Source organism: Listeria farberi (assembly GCF_014229245.1).
Classification (GTDB): Bacteria; Bacillota; Bacilli; order Lactobacillales; family Listeriaceae; genus Listeria; species Listeria farberi.
In genome coordinates, this window is record NZ_JAARZJ010000006.1 from 49,630 (window position 1) to 65,880 (window position 16,251).

Consider the following 16,251-nt stretch of genomic DNA (forward strand, 5'->3'; position numbering starts at 1 on the left):
GTGAGATAAGGAATGATAAACAGTGCTGCTTTTTCGCAGGCTGGGAAATTTTTTGTCGAACTATTTCTGAGGAGTTTTTTTATAAGGAGGCTCAAAATTGGCTAAAATCAAAGTAATGAGTATCTTTGGGACAAGACCAGAGGCGATAAAAATGGCACCGCTTGTTTTGGCATTAAAAGAAGAATCAGAAACGTTTGAGTCAAGGGTAGTTATTACCGCTCAACACCGCGAAATGTTAGATCAAGTCTTAGCGATTTTTGATATAAAACCAGATATTGATTTAGATATTATGAAAAAGGGCCAAACTTTAGCCGATATAACTTCTCGTGTAATGAATGGAATTAATGACGTTATTGCTACAGAAAATCCTGATATCGTTTTAGTTCACGGTGACACAACTACGAGCTTTGCTGCGGGACTGGCTACTTTTTATCAACAAAAAATGCTAGGACATGTCGAAGCTGGACTTAGAACTTGGAACAAATACTCACCGTTTCCAGAAGAAATGAATCGTCAATTAACGGGTGTTATGGCCGATATGCACTTTTCCCCAACCAAACAAGCAAAAGAAAATCTGCTTGCTGAAGGGAAAAACCCGGCTACTATTTTTGTGACTGGAAATACTGCTATTGATGCACTTAAAACAACTGTTCAAAAAGATTATCATCACCCAATCTTAGAAAATCTTGGCGACAATCGTTTAATACTTATGACAGCTCACCGCAGGGAAAATTTAGGCGAACCGATGCAAGGGATGTTCGAAGCAGTTCGAGAAATTGTGGAAAGTCGCGAGGACGTTGAACTCGTTTACCCGATGCATTTGAATCCAGCCGTTAGAGAAAAAGCGACGAAAATTTTAGGTGGACATGAACGCATTCATTTAATCGAGCCACTCGATGCAATTGATTTTCATAATTTCTTGCGCAAGTCTTATCTTGTTTTTACCGATTCAGGCGGTGTACAAGAAGAAGCTCCAGGCATGGGTGTACCAGTTTTAGTTTTGCGTGATACAACAGAGCGTCCAGAAGGAATCGAAGCAGGAACGTTAAAACTCATCGGAACAAATAAAGCGGATCTAATTAAAGAAGCGCTAAATTTGCTTGATAATAAAGAAAATCATGATAAAATGGCGAAAGCGGCCAATCCATATGGTGATGGTTTTGCTGCTAATAGAATTTTGGCGGCAATTAAAAGTCAATTTAATGGGACGAAGAGGCCAGAAGATTTTATTGTGTAAAACTCAGTGGAAAACTAGGTGTTAAAAGTCTAGTTTTCCTCTTTATTTGGAATGAAAGCGCCTTATTGTTACAGATATGTTACACGCCTAATTTTCACTAGTTCTTTTATGTTACATGTGATAAGATGGTCAATGTTATTAATATAAGAGCCCAAAAAATAGCTTGTTTTTAGCATAGGGATAGAAGACTGCGCTCAGTATTCACTACAATCCCGCCGACGCTAGGTTTCGCGTTGACTGAATTGGAATTTATACGGGCACTCTATATCAAAATGCAACTCATGATAAGTGAGTCCGGCTGTTTTTTCCGTTCTTTTTCTTGGGAAAAGAACTTTCGGTCGCGAATTTTGCGAATAATCGTATCGAATTCTTTTACCAATAGTGGTAGAAGTTTTTTTATTTGTGCGGAAGAAAGTGGTTTTGGCCTTTTTGTGAAATAACACACGAATGGTCAACTAGTTTTTCCAATGATTACGGAGGTGTTGGTTGCTGTTAAATGGACAAAAATAATTCTGGCGGAGCAATCTAAGAAACGACTAGATTTTGAAATCAAAAAAATCTCAGAAATAATAGGCTATTCTTTTATGGATGGGTCCGATTGTGGTACTATTAGTAATAGATGTACTCACAATTTGTGAAAGTGTATTGACTTTTCTCTTTTGGCTGTTGTATGCTAAGAACTGACACGCTGATAAGGCTTTCATGTGTGTTTGGGATTGGGATGAATTGGGGAAAATGTGCTTGTTTTCACAAACCAAACTTACTCCCTGAGATTTCAAAATGGTCATCTGGAAAGAAAAATCTTTTGAAAAAGAAAGGATTGCGCCCCGTATGTTAGAATCGCTAATTGGCATGTATCATCGTCATCAAAAGTATATGGTTCTTTTTATTGCTGTTTGTCTTTGTGGATGGTTTTTAACCCCATACATACATATTTTCTTGGGACTTAAGTTGGGTTTAATCGTCGGCTGGTTTAACTACTGGCTATTAATGAGGCGTACACAATCAATGACTAGAGCTTTGGCTGAAAATCGTTCTTTTTATGGTATGGGAATGCCATTTAGAATGGGGAGCGTGTTATTTGCTACTATTATAGCGACGCAACTGCCGGAATATTTTCATGTTTATAGCATGGTAATCGGACTTGGGCTTGCATATGCAATTATTTTTCTGGATTTTTTTGTGTATTCCATGTACCGCAGAAAAAAGTTTTTAAAAAGAGAGGGGTGAACCTAATTGGAAGAGGAATTTCCAACGATAAGCCTATTAGGGATCGACTTTAATCTATCTAATATTTTGATGATTACTGTGACTTGTGTCATCGTTCTTCTAATAGCCATTATCTGTACCAGAAATCTGCAACGACGACCTACCGGAAAGCAGAACTTCATTGAATGGGTTATGGATTTTGTCAGAGGTATTATTAATAGTAATATGGATTGGAAAACCGGTGGGAGATTCCATGTGCTTGGTATTACGCTACTAATGTTTATTTTCGTAGCTAATATGCTAGGACTGCCATTTCAAATCGCGATTAACGATGAAGTATGGTGGCGTTCACCTACAGCGGATCCAATTGTCACATTAACACTTGCGATAATGGTTCTTGGCTTAACGCATTACTATGGTATTAAAATGCGTGGTTTCAAGCACTATTTTGTTGGTACTTACTTTAGTCCAATGAAATTTTTATTCCCACTTAAATTAGTAGAAGAATTTGCTAATACTTTAACGCTTGGTTTACGTCTTTACGGTAATATTTTTGCCGGTGAAGTGTTGTTAACCATCATTGCAACACAACTTGCTCATATGAACATATTTGTAGGTGTGCTAGCAATAATTCCTGCGTTACTATGGCAAGGATTCTCAATTTTCATTGGGGCAATTCAAGCGTACATTTTCACTATGCTGACCATGGTTTACATGTCGCATAAGGTAAGTGACGAACATTAAACTAACTTTCAAATAAGTCATTTAAAAAAGTAATAAAAAATAATATTTAGAAAAATTAGGAGGATAATTATATGTCTTTAGGTGTTATTGCAGCTGCTATCGCTGTTGGATTAGGTGCATTAGGTGCGGGTATTGGTAACGGTCTTATCGTATCAAAAACTGTCGAGGGTGTTGCGCGTCAACCAGAAGCGCGTTCTATGCTACAAACAATCATGTTCATTGGTATCGGTCTTGTTGAGGCCCTTCCTATCATCGCTGTAGTTATTGCGTTCATGGTTCTTAATAAATAATTTGAAGGAAATGGAGGGAATAAAACCTCATCTCTTTCATTTTGAACGAATAATTCAAGCGAATGTATAGAAAGGAGTGAAACTGGCGTGTTACAACCACATTTAGTAATTGGTTCCGCATTTACGTTTGGTGATGCATTCTTCACACTTTTTGCTTTCGCGATTTTGCTAGTTTTAATCCGAATTTATGCTTGGAAACCTCTTATGGGAGTTATGAAAGAGCGTGAAGAGCATATTGGTTCTGAAATTGATGCGGCGGAAGAAAGCCGTGCTCAAGCAGAACAATTACTTGCTGAACAAAAAAGTGTTTTACAACAAGCACGTGTTGAATCTCAAACAATGATTGAGAATGCAAAACAGCTTGGTGAAAAAGAACGCGAAGAAATTGTCAAAACTGCTAGACGTGAATCAGAACGTATAAAAGAAGAAGCGAAATCCGATATTGCGCGTGAAAAAGAAGATGCTATTTCTGCTCTTCGCGAACAAGTTGGTTCCTTATCTGTTCTTATTGCATCGAAAGTCATCGAAAAAAATCTGGATGAAAAAGAGCAATCTAACCTTATCCAAGATTATATCGAAAGGCTAGGGGATGACAAATGAGTAAAGATTTGGAAGTTGCAGGTCGCTATGCCAATGCGCTTTTTCAAGTAGCTCAAGATAAAGATTTAGTCGACGTTTTTTCAGAAGAACTAACTGAATTAAAAGCCGCATTAAATGCTAATAAAGATTTTGTAAAACTACTTGAAAATCCTACTTTCACGACCGAGCAAAAGAAAAATCTTGCCAGCGCTGTTTTTGAAAAAATCAATCCGACATTAAGAGATTTTATTTATCTTTTAATCGACCGTAGCAGAGAAGATTATCTTTCTGTTATTGCGGACGTTTACCAAAAACGCGTAAACGACTTGCGCGGAGTTGCGGATGCAGATGTTTATTCTGTTGTTCCACTTTCCGAACAAGAACTTACGGCGCTCTCGAGAGTATTTGCTGCGAAAATGAACAAAACAAAATTAAACATTCAAAATCACATTGATAAATCCCTTCTTGGTGGAGTCAAAGTGGTTATTGGAACCCGTATATATGATGACAGTCTAAAAACGAAATTAAAGGACATGGAACGGCAAATTAAAGCCTAGTTTCCGTTTAACGAGGGGTGAAATCAATGAGCATTAAGGCTGAAGAGATCAGCTCAATCATAAAACAGCAGATTGAAAATTATCAATCTGAACTAAAAGTGAGTGATGTTGGTACGGTTACCTACATTGGTGACGGTATTGCGCGTGCTCATGGACTCGATAATGCAATGGCTGGTGAATTGTTAGAGTTCTCAAATGGTGTAATGGGTATGGCCCAAAACTTAGAAACAAATGATGTTGGTATCATTATTCTAGGCCCTTACACTGAAATCCGTGAAGGCGATGAAGTTCGCCGTACCGGTAAAATCATGGAAGTTCCTGTTGGCGAAGCACTTATTGGGCGTGTAGTTAACTCATTAGGTCAACCAGTTGATGGTTTAGGCCCAATTGAAACAACTGGAACTCGTCCGATTGAAGCAGTAGCACCTGGTGTTATGCAACGTCAATCGGTAAACGAACCATTACAAACAGGTATTAAAGCAATTGATGCACTTGTTCCTATTGGTCGTGGTCAACGTGAGTTAATCATTGGGGACCGCCAAACTGGTAAAACATCTGTAGCAATTGATACTATTCTAAACCAAGCTGACCAAGACATGATTTGTATTTATGTCGCTATCGGTCAAAAAGAATCTACAGTACGTAATGCCGTAGAAACATTACGTCATCACGGTGCATTAGATTACACAATCGTCGTAACTGCTGCTGCATCACAACCGGCGCCACTTCTTTACTTGGCTCCTTACGCTGGTGTTGCAATGGCCGAAGAATTTATGTATAACGGTAAACACGTTTTAGTTGTATATGATGATTTATCCAAACAAGCAGCTGCTTACCGTGAGCTGTCCCTATTACTTCGTCGTCCTCCAGGTCGTGAAGCATATCCAGGGGATGTTTTCTACTTGCACTCCCGTTTACTTGAACGTGCTGCAAAATTAAATGATAGCCTAGGTGGCGGATCCATAACGGCTCTTCCATTCGTAGAAACACAAGCCGGAGATATCTCTGCTTATATTCCTACAAACGTTATCTCGATTACAGACGGACAAATCTTCTTGCAATCTGATTTATTCTTCTCCGGAGTACGTCCAGCGATCAATGCCGGCCTTTCCGTATCCCGTGTAGGTGGATCAGCGCAAATTAAAGCAATGAAAACTGTTGCCGGAACACTTCGTCTAGATCTTGCCGCTTACCGTGAGCTAGAATCCTTCTCACAATTCGGTTCAGACTTAGATGCAGCTACTCGTGCGAAACTAGAACGTGGTAAACGTACAGTAGAAGTTCTAAAACAAGATTTGCACAAACCTTTGAAAGTTGAAAAACAAGTATTGATTCTTTATGCACTAGTTCATAAATATCTGGATGATGTACCAGTTCATGATGTACTGCGTTTTGAGTCCGAAATGAATACATGGTTTGATCATAATCACCCAGAGCTTTTGGAAGAAATTCGTACAACGAAAAAACTTCCTGATGAAGCGAAACTTGAAGCAGCATTAAAAGAATTTAAAAATACATTTGTTCCTTCTGAAGAAAAATAATTTAGACTCGGAATAAATTCAAAGGTGGTGAAAATCTTTGGCATCTTTAATCGATATTAAACAACGAATAACTTCTACACGTAAAACAAGTCAAATTACAAAAGCAATGCAAATGGTTTCAGCAGCAAAACTAGGTCGTGCAGAATCTAATGCTCGTTCATATGAGCCTTACGTTTCTAAAATTAAAGACGTAGTAACACATGTTGCTAGCACTGGTAACAGTAGCGATCATCCAATGCTTGTATCTAGACCTGTCCACCGTACTGGTTATATCGTACTTACTTCTGATACTGGACTTGCAGGTTCTTACAATAGTTCTGTAATCAAAGAAGTATTTCAAGAAATTAATAAAAAGCATACGTCAAGTGATGAATATGCAATAATCACTGTAGGTAGATCTGCTCGTGACTTTTTCAAAGCGCGCCAAATGAACGTGGTTTTAGAAGTACAAGGCATTACAGATCACCCGATATTTGCGGAAATTAAAGATATTGCTAGTAACACAGTTCAAATGTTTGAAGATGGTGTTTATGACGAGGTTTTCATTTATTATAATCACCATATTAATTCTATTTCTAGTGAACTGAGAAAAGAGCAACTATTGCCACTGACAGAATTTCACGAAAAAGGTAACGAAACAGATGTAGATTTAACTACATATGAATTTGAGCCTTCCGAACAAGAAATCCTGGAAGTATTATTACCGCAATATGTGGAAAGCCTAATTTTCGGAGCACTTCTGGATGCCAAAGCCGCTGAACATGCTGCTCGTATGACTGCCATGAGAAGCGCGACAGACAATGCATCCGATTTAATCAGTGACTTATCACTACAATATAACCGTGCTCGCCAAGCTGCGATCACGCAAGAAATTACCGAAATCGTCGGAGGAGCAGCCGCGCTCGAATAGAAGTCGGCGTTTCTTGTAACGTCCCTATAAATGGGAAGGTAAGTGAGGAGGAATAATTGCATGTCTAAAGGACAAGTAATCCAAGTTATGGGTCCAGTTGTAGACGTTAAATTTGAAGGTGGAAACTTACCTGAAATCTACAATGCCCTAGTTATTGAATATAAATCTGATGCAGAAGAAGCACCAACTAGCCAACTTACTTTAGAAGTAGCCATCCAATTAGGTGATGACGTTGTTCGTACAATCGCAATGGCATCAACAGATGGTGTTCAAAGAGGTATGGAAGTTATTGATACTGGGAGCCCAATTACAGTTCCAGTTGGTACAGTAACTCTTGGTCGTGTATTTAATGTATTAGGAAACACCATCGATTTGGACGAACCACTTCCAAGCGATATTAAACGTAATAAAATTCACCGTGAAGCTCCAACTTTTGATCAATTAGCAACAACAACAGAAATTCTCGAAACAGGAATTAAAGTAGTTGACTTGTTAGCGCCATACTTAAAAGGTGGTAAAATCGGATTGTTCGGTGGTGCAGGTGTTGGTAAAACTGTTCTAATTCAAGAGCTTATCCATAATATCGCACAAGAACATGGTGGTATTTCTGTGTTCGCGGGCGTTGGAGAACGTACTCGTGAAGGGAACGATCTTTACTTTGAAATGAAAGATTCAGGCGTTATTGAAAAAACAGCGATGGTATTCGGTCAAATGAACGAGCCACCAGGTGCACGTATGCGTGTTGCCTTAACTGGTCTAACAATTGCTGAATATTTCCGTGATGAAGAACATCAAGACGTACTTTTATTCATTGATAACATTTTCCGTTTCACACAAGCTGGTTCAGAGGTTTCGGCTTTACTAGGTCGTATGCCATCTGCGGTAGGTTACCAACCAACTCTAGCTACTGAAATGGGTCAATTACAAGAACGTATTACATCTACTAACGTTGGATCTGTTACTTCTATCCAAGCGATTTATGTACCAGCCGATGACTATACTGACCCGGCTCCGGCTACAACTTTCGCCCATCTAGATGCAACAACTAACTTGGAACGTAAATTAACAGAACAAGGTATTTATCCAGCGGTAGATCCACTTGCTTCTACATCGCGTGCCCTTTCTCCTGATATTGTTGGGGAAGAACACTATGCAGTAGCAACAGAAGTACAACGTTTATTACAAAGATATAAAGAATTACAAGATATCATCGCAATCTTAGGTATGGATGAGTTATCTGATGAAGATAAACAATCTGTTTCCCGCGCGCGTCGTGTACAATTCTTCTTATCGCAAAATTTCCACGTTGCAGAACAATTTACAGGCCAAAAAGGTTCTTATGTCCCTGTTAAAGAAACAGTTAAAGGATTCAAAGACTTATTAGCTGGAAAATACGACCATATTCCTGAAGATGCATTCCGTTCTGTTGGACGCATTGAGGAAGTTCTTGAAAAAGCAAAAGACATGGGCGTTGAAGTCTGATAAAAACAGGAGGAAATACGTATGGGTTCATTAAATGTTAGTATTGTTACTCCAGACGGCCCTGTTTATGAAGGCGTTGCTCAAATGGTTATTGCTAGAACAAAAGCAGGTGAACTCGGTATTTTACCTGGCCATGTTCCACTAGTTGCTCCACTTAAAATCGACATTGTTCGTCTAAAAGTAGAGTCTGGTGAGGAATGGGTCGCTGTAAATGGTGGCTTTATGGAAGTAAACGGCGAAGAAGTTAATATTCTCGCGGATACTGCTGAGCGCGAACAAGATATTGATATTAATCGCGCTGAAAAAGCAAAACAACGCGCAGAAGAAGAACTTAGTCGTGCGAAAGAACAAAAAGTGGATGAAGTAATGGCTCGATTAGCACTACAAAGAGCTATCAACCGAATTCATGCAAAAGAACACAATTAATAATCATAAAACTTCCTGGTCAAATTGCCGGGAAGTTTTTTTATATACTCATAAGTGTATTAACTGTTTTTTCCTAGCGGTATTTGTTAAAATGAGTAGTAGCGAAATTTGAGGAGCGAACGCATGTATAATATTATTATGGAATCACCATATGTCATCATCATTTCACATTTACTATTTATAGTTATTACTTTTTGGTCATTGCAAGCAATTAATTATGAGAAATTTATCAAGAAAAATCATGTTACACAAGCTAGATTGTTATTCGTGATTATTTCGATTGTATTAGGTTATACATTAAGCAATTTCTTCTTAGATTATCTAGCAGCTTCCAAACAATTAATTAATTTTTTTGGTTAGAAAAACTACTATAAGTAGTAAAAAATTAACAGAAGCTTATAACAACTTTAATAATGCATTAAAATCAGTTGATATTTTAGGGTGATAAGTGGTAGAATTACTAAGATATGTTTTAAAATTAAATTTTGATTAATAAAATTCGATAAATGATTTAGTTATTAGTAACGCGGAGGGGTTCTTTTTGGAAAAAATTATTGTACGCGGTGGAAAACAGTTAAATGGTTCTGTAAAAATGGAAGGCGCCAAAAATGCTGTACTACCGGTAATAGCTGCTACATTACTTGCGAGTAAAGGTACTAGCGTATTAAAAAATGTCCCAAATTTGTCTGATGTATTCACAATTAATGAAGTACTTAAATATTTAAATGCGGATGTTTCTTTTGTAGATGATGAAGTAACAGTTGATGCAACAGGAGAAATCACTTCTGATGCACCTTTTGAGTATGTTCGAAAAATGCGTGCTTCTATTGTTGTAATGGGACCACTATTAGCTCGTACTGGTTCAGCTCGTGTAGCTTTACCAGGAGGATGTGCAATTGGTTCAAGACCAGTTGATTTACATTTAAAAGGCTTTGAAGCAATGGGTGCAATTGTTAAAATCGAAAATGGTTATATTGAAGCTACTGCTGAAAAATTAGTAGGTGCTAAAGTATACTTAGATTTCCCAAGTGTTGGAGCAACACAGAATATTATGATGGCTGCTACTTTAGCTGAAGGAACAACAGTGATAGAGAATGTCGCTCGCGAGCCTGAGATTGTAGATTTGGCGAATTTCCTTAACCAAATGGGTGCCAGAGTTATTGGAGCAGGAACTGAAGTAATAAGAATTGAAGGAGTTAAGGAATTAACTGCCACTGAGCATTCTATTATTCCTGATCGTATTGAAGCAGGTACCTTTATGATAGCTGCAGCAATTACAGGCGGAAATGTTTTAATTGAAGATGCAGTACCTGAACACATTAGTTCATTAATTGCTAAATTAGAAGAAATGGGCGTTCAAATTATTGAAGAAGAAAATGGCATTCGTGTCATTGGACCAGATAAATTGAAAGCTGTGGATGTTAAAACCATGCCACACCCAGGTTTCCCAACTGATATGCAATCACAAATGATGGTTATTCAAATGTTAAGCGAAGGCACAAGTATTATGACAGAAACTGTTTTTGAAAATCGCTTCATGCATGTTGAAGAAATGCGCCGAATGAATGCAGATATGAAAATTGAAGGACATTCTGTTATTATTTCTGGTCCAGCAAAACTACAAGGAGCTGAAGTTGCAGCGACTGATTTACGTGCAGCAGCAGCGCTTATTCTTGCAGGTCTTGTTGCGGATGGTTATACACAAGTAACAGAACTTAAATACTTAGATCGTGGCTATAATAATTTCCACGGAAAACTTCAATCGCTTGGTGCAGATGTAGAACGTGTAGATGATTCTAAAATTGATGTAACGAATTTAGCATCCTTATTCTAATATTAAATTTGTAAAAACCGTATCTTTTGGTACGGTTTTTTTATTGTAGTTAAAAAAAACAGCTTGTCATGAAATATACATTTCAGCTTACCTCAAATTATGCTATAATTCAGAATGAGATGTAAAATTAAGTGTACACCACGAAAGGAGTTAAAATGTAAATGGCAAAAGATGTTGGTATCGATTTAGGTACAGCTAATGTATTAATTCATGTTAAAGGAAGAGGAATCGTTGTTAATGAGCCTTCAGTTGTCGCTATAAACAATAAAACTGGACAAGTGCTAGCAGTTGGAACAGAAGCTAGAGATATGGTTGGTAGAACTCCAGGGAATATTACCGCAATCAAACCTATGAAAGATGGTGTTATTGCTGATTTTGATATTGTCCAAGAAATGCTGCGTTTCTTTATACAGAAGTTGAACCTGAAAACCTTTTTTTCGCGTCCACGCATTTTAATTTGTTGCCCGACGAATATTACTTCTGTTGAGCAAAAAGCAATTAGAGAAGTTGCTGAAAAAAGTGGTGGAAAACAAGTATTTTTGGAAGAAGAACCTAAAGTTGCAGCTATCGGTGCTGGTATGGAAATCTTTGAACCTTCTGGTAATATGATTATTGATATCGGTGGTGGAACAGCAGATGTAGCAGTATTATCTATGGGTGATATTGTAACAAGCCAGTCCGTAAAAGTGGCAGGTAATAAATGGGACGCTGATATCTTAAATTATGTTAAAAGAAAGTACAACTTACTTATTGGTGAAAGAACTGCTGAAAATATTAAAGTAAGCATTGGAACTGCATGCCGGGGTACTAAAGAAGAAGTAATGGAGATTCGCGGTAGAGACTTAGTAAGTGGCTTACCTAAGACGATTTCAATTACTAGCTCTGAAGTAGAAGAAGCTATTCATGATTCATTAAACTTAATGGTTTTAGCAGCTAAACAAGTTTTAGAGCAAACTCCTCCAGAGCTTTCAGCAGATATTATTGATAGAGGAATTATTATGACTGGTGGCGGCTCACTATTACATGGCTTAGATGAACTAATGTCGGAACAATTAAAAGTTCCAGTTCTAATTACTGAAAATCCTTTAGATGTTGTAGCACTTGGTACCGGTATTTTGCTTGAATCATTAACAAATAAAAAACGTGGTCGTATCTAAATTTGAATATGGGGGATTTATATGTTAGATATTAAAAAAATCAAAGAAATTTTACCTCATCGTTATCCGTTTTTATTAGTAGATAGAGTTATCTCAGTTGAAGAAGGAAAAAAAGTAACAGCTATAAAGAATGTAACTGTTAATGAAGAATTCTTTAATGGTCATTTTCCAGAGTATCCGGTAATGCCAGGTGTTCTAATTGTAGAAGCACTTGCTCAGACAAGTGGAATCGCAATGATGCAAAGTGAAGCTAATAAAGGCAAGATTGGTTTATTTGCAGGGATTGATGGATGCCGTTTTAAACGTCAAGTTGTGCCAGGTGACCAACTCTTACTCGAAGCAGAAATAACTCGAATGAGGGGCGCTATTGCTAAGGCTAAAGTAAAGGCCACAGTAGAAGGCGATTTGGTTTGTGAGGCAGAGATTATGTTTGCCTTGTCAGATTTACCACAATAAAAATAGAGAGCACTGAAGTCCAAATTGGATTTTGGTGCTTTTTAATATTCTTAAGATAGCATATGCTAAAAAAAGTTTCAATTTGCTAAATTAGTGTTTTGTACTAATTAGTTCATTATAAAACTATGATTTTCCTATAGAAGAAACTAGCTTTTTTGTTGCCTTAAACCTGGAGAAAATAGAGTTTTATCCATTTTACAAAGAAATTTTTATCAAATATAATCGCATTACACCAAAAGAAAGAGGCGATTATATGATTAATCAAGTAACTTTAGTAGGACGTTTAACAAAGAATCCAGAACTAAAATGGACTACAGAAGACAAGGCGGTTTTGAATATGACTATAGCTTTAAACCGCTTTGGAAAAAATAAAAGAGTCGATAATGATGCGGATTTTATTCAATGTGTTATTTGGGGCAAACGGGCAGAAGCAACTGCTGAATTTTGTAGCAAAGGACAATTAGTAGGCGTAATAGGAGAACTACAATCTAGACAATATTTGAATAAGGAAGAACAAAAAGTCTATATTACGGAGGTATTAGTTCATCAAATTAGGTATTTATCAAGTAGAAATAAAGAGGAGAACGTGGTTAATATCTCTCAAGAAGATGATGAATGATGTAATACTTTGTTATAAAACATTAAGTTTAACTAATAATTTATAAAAATTTAGACGAAATAACGAATAATAGAACTAATTTTGGGCGTTATTTGTAATGGAAAATTTTTCCAGTTCTACTTTTTTAATATAAATAATTGAGCGTACAAACTATCTTATAACAGTATTAAAGAGAAGCAAACTATAGTAATGAGCTGAGGTAAAAGAAAGTTAGACTCAATTGAAGTATAAACAGTAAAAATCAGACAATAAAGGTAATTTACAAATATTGCAGAATTTTAGAAGCTATTCGGGTGCCTGTCATACATCCTTAATTTTTTAGTAACCAAGCCCAAAGTTTCATATGGTACGATTATCCTCGAAAGTAATCAAGGAGGGAAATAATTACATGAAGAAAACAGTAGTAGCCATTGCGGCTGGTTTAATTATTGCAGGATCTGGTTCAACTCAAGCTTTTGCGGCTGAGTATAAAGTACAAGACGGTGACTCGCTTTGGAAAATTTCAAATGAAAATAATATCTCTATAAAACAATTGAAAGAAGACAATAACTTAAGCTCGAACTTAATTTTTCCAAACCAAACATTGCAAGTAAATAGTGGTGAGAAAAAAGCAGTTACGAGTAACGGTTCGGAGTATACTGTTGTAGCTGGAGACACATTAGGACATATTGCAGCAGATAACGGTGTGACAGTCAACCAATTAAAAGAATGGAATAATCTTTCATCTGATTTAATCATAGTTGGTCAAAAATTGTCTGTAGGTGAAAATGCTCAAGCTAGTGAAAGTACTACTTCTGAAAATAAAAATTCAGAAAGTAACGCTACAGAACAACCAGCTGAACAACCAAAAGAAGAAAATGGAACACAAACTACTCAAAAATCAACAGCATCTAATGAATCGTCAAACAGTTCATCATCAGCCCAAGGGAATGTTTCTAAAGAGCTAACAGTTACAGCTACTGCATATAGTAAAGCTGAACCTGGAATGGGTCATATGACAGCTACAGGAATTGACTTAAATGATAATTCACGTGTAATTGCAGTAGATCCATCTGTTATTCCTCTAGGTTCAAAAGTATATGTTGAAGGATACGGAGAAGCGATTGCAGCTGATACTGGTGGTGCAATTAAAGGTAATAAAATTGATGTACATTTAAACTCAGTACAAGAAGCTAATAACTGGGGCGTAAAACAAGTTAAAGTACAAATTTTAAATTAATTTACTCCATATAGAAAAGCTGTAAATGGCATTATGCTATTTACAGCTTTTTTTGATTAAAAATAGGAAGAGACTCTATTTTATGATAAACTTATACATAATAAAGTTTTTTAGGAGATTCATATGAAAAAGCAGGAAATTTCAATTTTAAATATACCTTTTTACAATACAACTCAAGCTGATTTTGTAGAGGAATTGCATACTATTGCTAAAAATGAAGAACGATGTTTTGTAGTAACAGCAAATCCCGAAATCGTAATGCACGCTCGGACTGATAAGGAATTTGAGGGGATTTTGCGTCAAGCTGACTACATTGTTCCGGATGGTATTGGTATTATCATGGCTTCTGAAAAACTTGGAACTCCTCTAAAAGAACGAGTTACTGGTTATGATACAATGATTGGTTTATTAGAAAAGCCTCTACGTTGTTATTTTTTAGGGGCGAAACCAGAAGTTAGCCAAGGGATAGAGAGTAAAGTCAATGAAAAATATCCAGAAGCGATTGTTTGTGGTGTTCATCATGGTTATTTTGATGCGCTTGAGAGCGAAGAAATTGCTAAAGAAATAATCTCTTCTAAACCAGATGTTATTTTTGTTGCGTTAGGTTCACCTGCTCAAGAAAAATGGATTTTATCTCAAATGGCTAATTTTTCTAAGGGCATTTTTATCGGTGTTGGCGGAAGTTTTGATGTATTAACTGATAATGTAAAACGAGCGCCTAAAATTTGGATAAAGCTAAGACTTGAATGGGTTTATAGATTGCTAGCGAATCCTTCTAGATGGAGACGTTTTTTTGCGATACCTCAATTTATGTTTGTTATCCACAAAGAGCGCAAACGTTTGAAAAAGGGTGAGTAGAATGTATTTTCAAAAGGCGAGATTAATTCATGCTGAACTACCGCTTTTGGCGCCATTTAGAACGAGTTATGGGGAGCTGAAAAGCAAAGATTTTTATATAATTGAATTAATAACTGAAGAAGGGATCTGTGGTTACGGGGAGTTAGAAGCTTTTCCGTTACCAGATTATACTGAAGAGACTCTCAGCACAGCTATTGTAATTATTAGGAAGCACTTACTTCCTCTATTAGCTCAAAGAAAAATTGATAAACCGGAAGACGTACAGAAGATATTTAGTTGGATTCAAGGTAATGAGATGGCAAAAGCGGCTGTAGAGTTGGCTGTTTGGGATGCTTTTGCTAAAATGAAAAAGCGTTCATTATCTAAAATGATTGGTGCTACTAAAGAATCTATCAAGGTAGGGGTTAGTATTGGTTTACAACCGAATGTAGAAAGTTTACTTCAATTAGTGAATCAATATGTTGATCAGGGATATGAACGGGTGAAGCTAAAAATTGCACCAAACAAAGATATTCAATTTGTCGAAGCGATTCGAAAACGTTTTCCAAAACTAAGCTTGATGGCAGATGCGAATTCAGCGTATAATAGAGAAGATTTCTTGTTATTAAAAGAATTAGATCAATATGATTTAGAAATGATTGAGCAGCCATTCGGAACTACAGATTTTGTCAATCATGCTTGGTTGCAAAAACAATTGAAAACACGTATTTGTTTAGATGAGAATATTAGATCTGTAAAAGATGTAGAGCAAGCACATATCCTTGGTAGTTGTCAGGCAATTAATCTGAAGCTAGCACGTGTTGGTGGTATGTCTTCTGCACTTAAAATAGCAGAGTATTGCGCATTAAATGATTTGCTTGTTTGGTGTGGAGGAATGCTTGAAGCAGGAGTAGGTAGAGCCCATAACATTGCACTAGCAGCGAGAGAAGAGTTTGGTTTTCCAGGGGATATATCCGCCTCTAATCGTTTTTTTGAGGAGGATATTATAAAACCGACTTTTGAATTAAATCAAGGTAGGCTTAGAGTTCCATCTAATGATGGTATTGGTGTGGCGTTGAATTCAGAGGTATTGCAAAAATATACTAAATCAACAGAAGAAATTTTGCTAAATAAAGGATGGAGCTGAAAAAATA

19 protein-coding genes are annotated in these 16,251 nt (G+C 36.8%); all 19 read left to right on the top strand.

Annotated elements, in window-relative coordinates:
* The first annotated feature begins 97 nt into the window (after positions 1 to 97).
* The 19 genes from wecB (at position 98) to menC (ending at position 16,244) form a co-directional block, all read left to right on the top strand.
* Complete coding sequence (wecB, locus tag HCB45_RS06670) at positions 98 to 1,237, top strand: non-hydrolyzing UDP-N-acetylglucosamine 2-epimerase (protein WP_185319923.1); 1,140 nt, start codon at positions 98 to 100, stop codon at positions 1,235 to 1,237.
* Between the two features lie 467 nt (positions 1,238 to 1,704).
* Complete coding sequence (locus HCB45_RS06675) at positions 1,705 to 1,875, top strand: hypothetical protein (protein ID WP_185319922.1); 171 nt, start codon at positions 1,705 to 1,707, stop codon at positions 1,873 to 1,875.
* A 193-nt stretch (positions 1,876 to 2,068) separates the two neighbouring features.
* Entirely contained in the window at positions 2,069 to 2,467 is a 399-nt protein-coding gene (locus HCB45_RS06680) for an ATP synthase subunit I (RefSeq protein ID WP_003729250.1), read from the top strand.
* A 6-nt stretch (positions 2,468 to 2,473) separates the two neighbouring features.
* On the top strand, positions 2,474 to 3,190 hold the full coding sequence (gene atpB, locus HCB45_RS06685) for a F0F1 ATP synthase subunit A (protein ID WP_003723468.1): 717 nt from the start codon (positions 2,474 to 2,476) through the stop codon (positions 3,188 to 3,190).
* A gap of 71 nt (positions 3,191 to 3,261) precedes the next feature.
* On the top strand, positions 3,262 to 3,480 hold the full coding sequence (atpE, locus tag HCB45_RS06690) for a F0F1 ATP synthase subunit C (RefSeq protein WP_003723467.1): 219 nt from the start codon (positions 3,262 to 3,264) through the stop codon (positions 3,478 to 3,480).
* Positions 3,481 to 3,567: 87 nt separating this feature from the next.
* Complete coding sequence (atpF, locus tag HCB45_RS06695) at positions 3,568 to 4,080, top strand: F0F1 ATP synthase subunit B (RefSeq protein ID WP_003727890.1); 513 nt, start codon at positions 3,568 to 3,570, stop codon at positions 4,078 to 4,080.
* Positions 4,077 to 4,616, top strand: coding sequence for a F0F1 ATP synthase subunit delta (locus tag HCB45_RS06700; protein WP_003772291.1), 540 nt, complete (start codon positions 4,077 to 4,079; stop codon positions 4,614 to 4,616). Before atpF ends, HCB45_RS06700 begins: the two co-directional genes overlap by 4 nt.
* 26 nt (positions 4,617 to 4,642) lie before the next feature.
* Positions 4,643 to 6,157 carry a F0F1 ATP synthase subunit alpha gene (atpA, locus tag HCB45_RS06705; protein ID WP_003727892.1) on the top strand — a complete coding sequence of 505 codons (1,515 nt, stop codon included), beginning with the start codon at positions 4,643 to 4,645 and terminating at the stop codon, positions 6,155 to 6,157.
* A 37-nt stretch (positions 6,158 to 6,194) separates the two neighbouring features.
* Complete coding sequence (locus HCB45_RS06710; protein WP_003729248.1) at positions 6,195 to 7,067, top strand: F0F1 ATP synthase subunit gamma; 873 nt, start codon at positions 6,195 to 6,197, stop codon at positions 7,065 to 7,067.
* Positions 7,068 to 7,127: 60 nt separating this feature from the next.
* On the top strand, positions 7,128 to 8,549 hold the full coding sequence (gene atpD, locus HCB45_RS06715) for a F0F1 ATP synthase subunit beta (RefSeq protein ID WP_011703209.1): 1,422 nt from the start codon (positions 7,128 to 7,130) through the stop codon (positions 8,547 to 8,549).
* Between the two features lie 21 nt (positions 8,550 to 8,570).
* Positions 8,571 to 8,975 (top strand): F0F1 ATP synthase subunit epsilon, encoded by a 405-nt coding sequence (locus HCB45_RS06720; protein ID WP_185319920.1) that lies wholly within the window; start codon positions 8,571 to 8,573, stop codon positions 8,973 to 8,975.
* A 123-nt stretch (positions 8,976 to 9,098) separates the two neighbouring features.
* Positions 9,099 to 9,335, top strand: a complete 237-nt coding sequence (locus tag HCB45_RS06725; protein ID WP_010991327.1) for a DUF1146 family protein — start codon at positions 9,099 to 9,101, stop codon at positions 9,333 to 9,335.
* 181 nt (positions 9,336 to 9,516) lie between these two features.
* On the top strand, positions 9,517 to 10,809 hold the full coding sequence (gene murA / locus HCB45_RS06730; protein ID WP_185319919.1) for a UDP-N-acetylglucosamine 1-carboxyvinyltransferase: 1,293 nt from the start codon (positions 9,517 to 9,519) through the stop codon (positions 10,807 to 10,809).
* Positions 10,810 to 10,970: 161 nt separating this feature from the next.
* Positions 10,971 to 11,966 (top strand): rod shape-determining protein MreB, encoded by a 996-nt coding sequence (gene mreB / locus HCB45_RS06735; RefSeq protein ID WP_185319918.1) that lies wholly within the window; start codon positions 10,971 to 10,973, stop codon positions 11,964 to 11,966.
* 21 nt (positions 11,967 to 11,987) lie between these two features.
* A complete protein-coding gene (gene fabZ, locus HCB45_RS06740) occupies positions 11,988 to 12,422 on the top strand; it encodes a 3-hydroxyacyl-ACP dehydratase FabZ (RefSeq protein WP_185319917.1) in 435 nt (144 codons plus the stop codon).
* Positions 12,423 to 12,675: 253 nt separating this feature from the next.
* Positions 12,676 to 13,041, top strand: coding sequence for a single-stranded DNA-binding protein (locus tag HCB45_RS06745; RefSeq protein WP_185619364.1), 366 nt, complete (start codon positions 12,676 to 12,678; stop codon positions 13,039 to 13,041).
* A 388-nt stretch (positions 13,042 to 13,429) separates the two neighbouring features.
* Entirely contained in the window at positions 13,430 to 14,260 is an 831-nt protein-coding gene (locus HCB45_RS06750; protein WP_185619366.1) for a LysM peptidoglycan-binding and 3D domain-containing protein, read from the top strand.
* Between the two features lie 123 nt (positions 14,261 to 14,383).
* Positions 14,384 to 15,118, top strand: coding sequence for a WecB/TagA/CpsF family glycosyltransferase (locus HCB45_RS06755; RefSeq protein ID WP_185619369.1), 735 nt, complete (start codon positions 14,384 to 14,386; stop codon positions 15,116 to 15,118).
* A gap of 1 nt (position 15,119) precedes the next feature.
* A complete protein-coding gene (gene menC / locus HCB45_RS06760; protein WP_185608118.1) occupies positions 15,120 to 16,244 on the top strand; it encodes an o-succinylbenzoate synthase in 1,125 nt (374 codons plus the stop codon).
* Positions 16,245 to 16,251: the final 7 nt, after the last annotated feature.

What these genes read in the sequence shown, in the direction of transcription:
- HCB45_RS06675 (WP_185319922.1), top strand. Translation starts at nt 1,705, where the DNA reads ATGATTACGGAGGTGTTGGTTGCTGTTAAATGGACAAAAATAATTCTG.
- HCB45_RS06750 (WP_185619366.1), top strand. Translation starts at nt 13,430, where the DNA reads ATGAAGAAAACAGTAGTAGCCATTGCGGCTGGTTTAATTATTGCAGGA.
- HCB45_RS06680 (WP_003729250.1), top strand. Translation starts at nt 2,069, where the DNA reads ATGTTAGAATCGCTAATTGGCATGTATCATCGTCATCAAAAGTATATG.
- atpD (WP_011703209.1), top strand. Translation starts at nt 7,128, where the DNA reads ATGTCTAAAGGACAAGTAATCCAAGTTATGGGTCCAGTTGTAGACGTT.
- HCB45_RS06755 (WP_185619369.1), top strand. Translation starts at nt 14,384, where the DNA reads ATGAAAAAGCAGGAAATTTCAATTTTAAATATACCTTTTTACAATACA.
- atpA (WP_003727892.1), top strand. Translation starts at nt 4,643, where the DNA reads ATGAGCATTAAGGCTGAAGAGATCAGCTCAATCATAAAACAGCAGATT.
- atpE (WP_003723467.1), top strand. Translation starts at nt 3,262, where the DNA reads ATGTCTTTAGGTGTTATTGCAGCTGCTATCGCTGTTGGATTAGGTGCA.
- fabZ (WP_185319917.1), top strand. Translation starts at nt 11,988, where the DNA reads ATGTTAGATATTAAAAAAATCAAAGAAATTTTACCTCATCGTTATCCG.
- HCB45_RS06720 (WP_185319920.1), top strand. Translation starts at nt 8,571, where the DNA reads ATGGGTTCATTAAATGTTAGTATTGTTACTCCAGACGGCCCTGTTTAT.
- HCB45_RS06725 (WP_010991327.1), top strand. Translation starts at nt 9,099, where the DNA reads ATGTATAATATTATTATGGAATCACCATATGTCATCATCATTTCACAT.
- menC (WP_185608118.1), top strand. Translation starts at nt 15,120, where the DNA reads ATGTATTTTCAAAAGGCGAGATTAATTCATGCTGAACTACCGCTTTTG.
- mreB (WP_185319918.1), top strand. Translation starts at nt 10,971, where the DNA reads ATGGCAAAAGATGTTGGTATCGATTTAGGTACAGCTAATGTATTAATT.
- HCB45_RS06700 (WP_003772291.1), top strand. Translation starts at nt 4,077, where the DNA reads ATGAGTAAAGATTTGGAAGTTGCAGGTCGCTATGCCAATGCGCTTTTT.
- HCB45_RS06745 (WP_185619364.1), top strand. Translation starts at nt 12,676, where the DNA reads ATGATTAATCAAGTAACTTTAGTAGGACGTTTAACAAAGAATCCAGAA.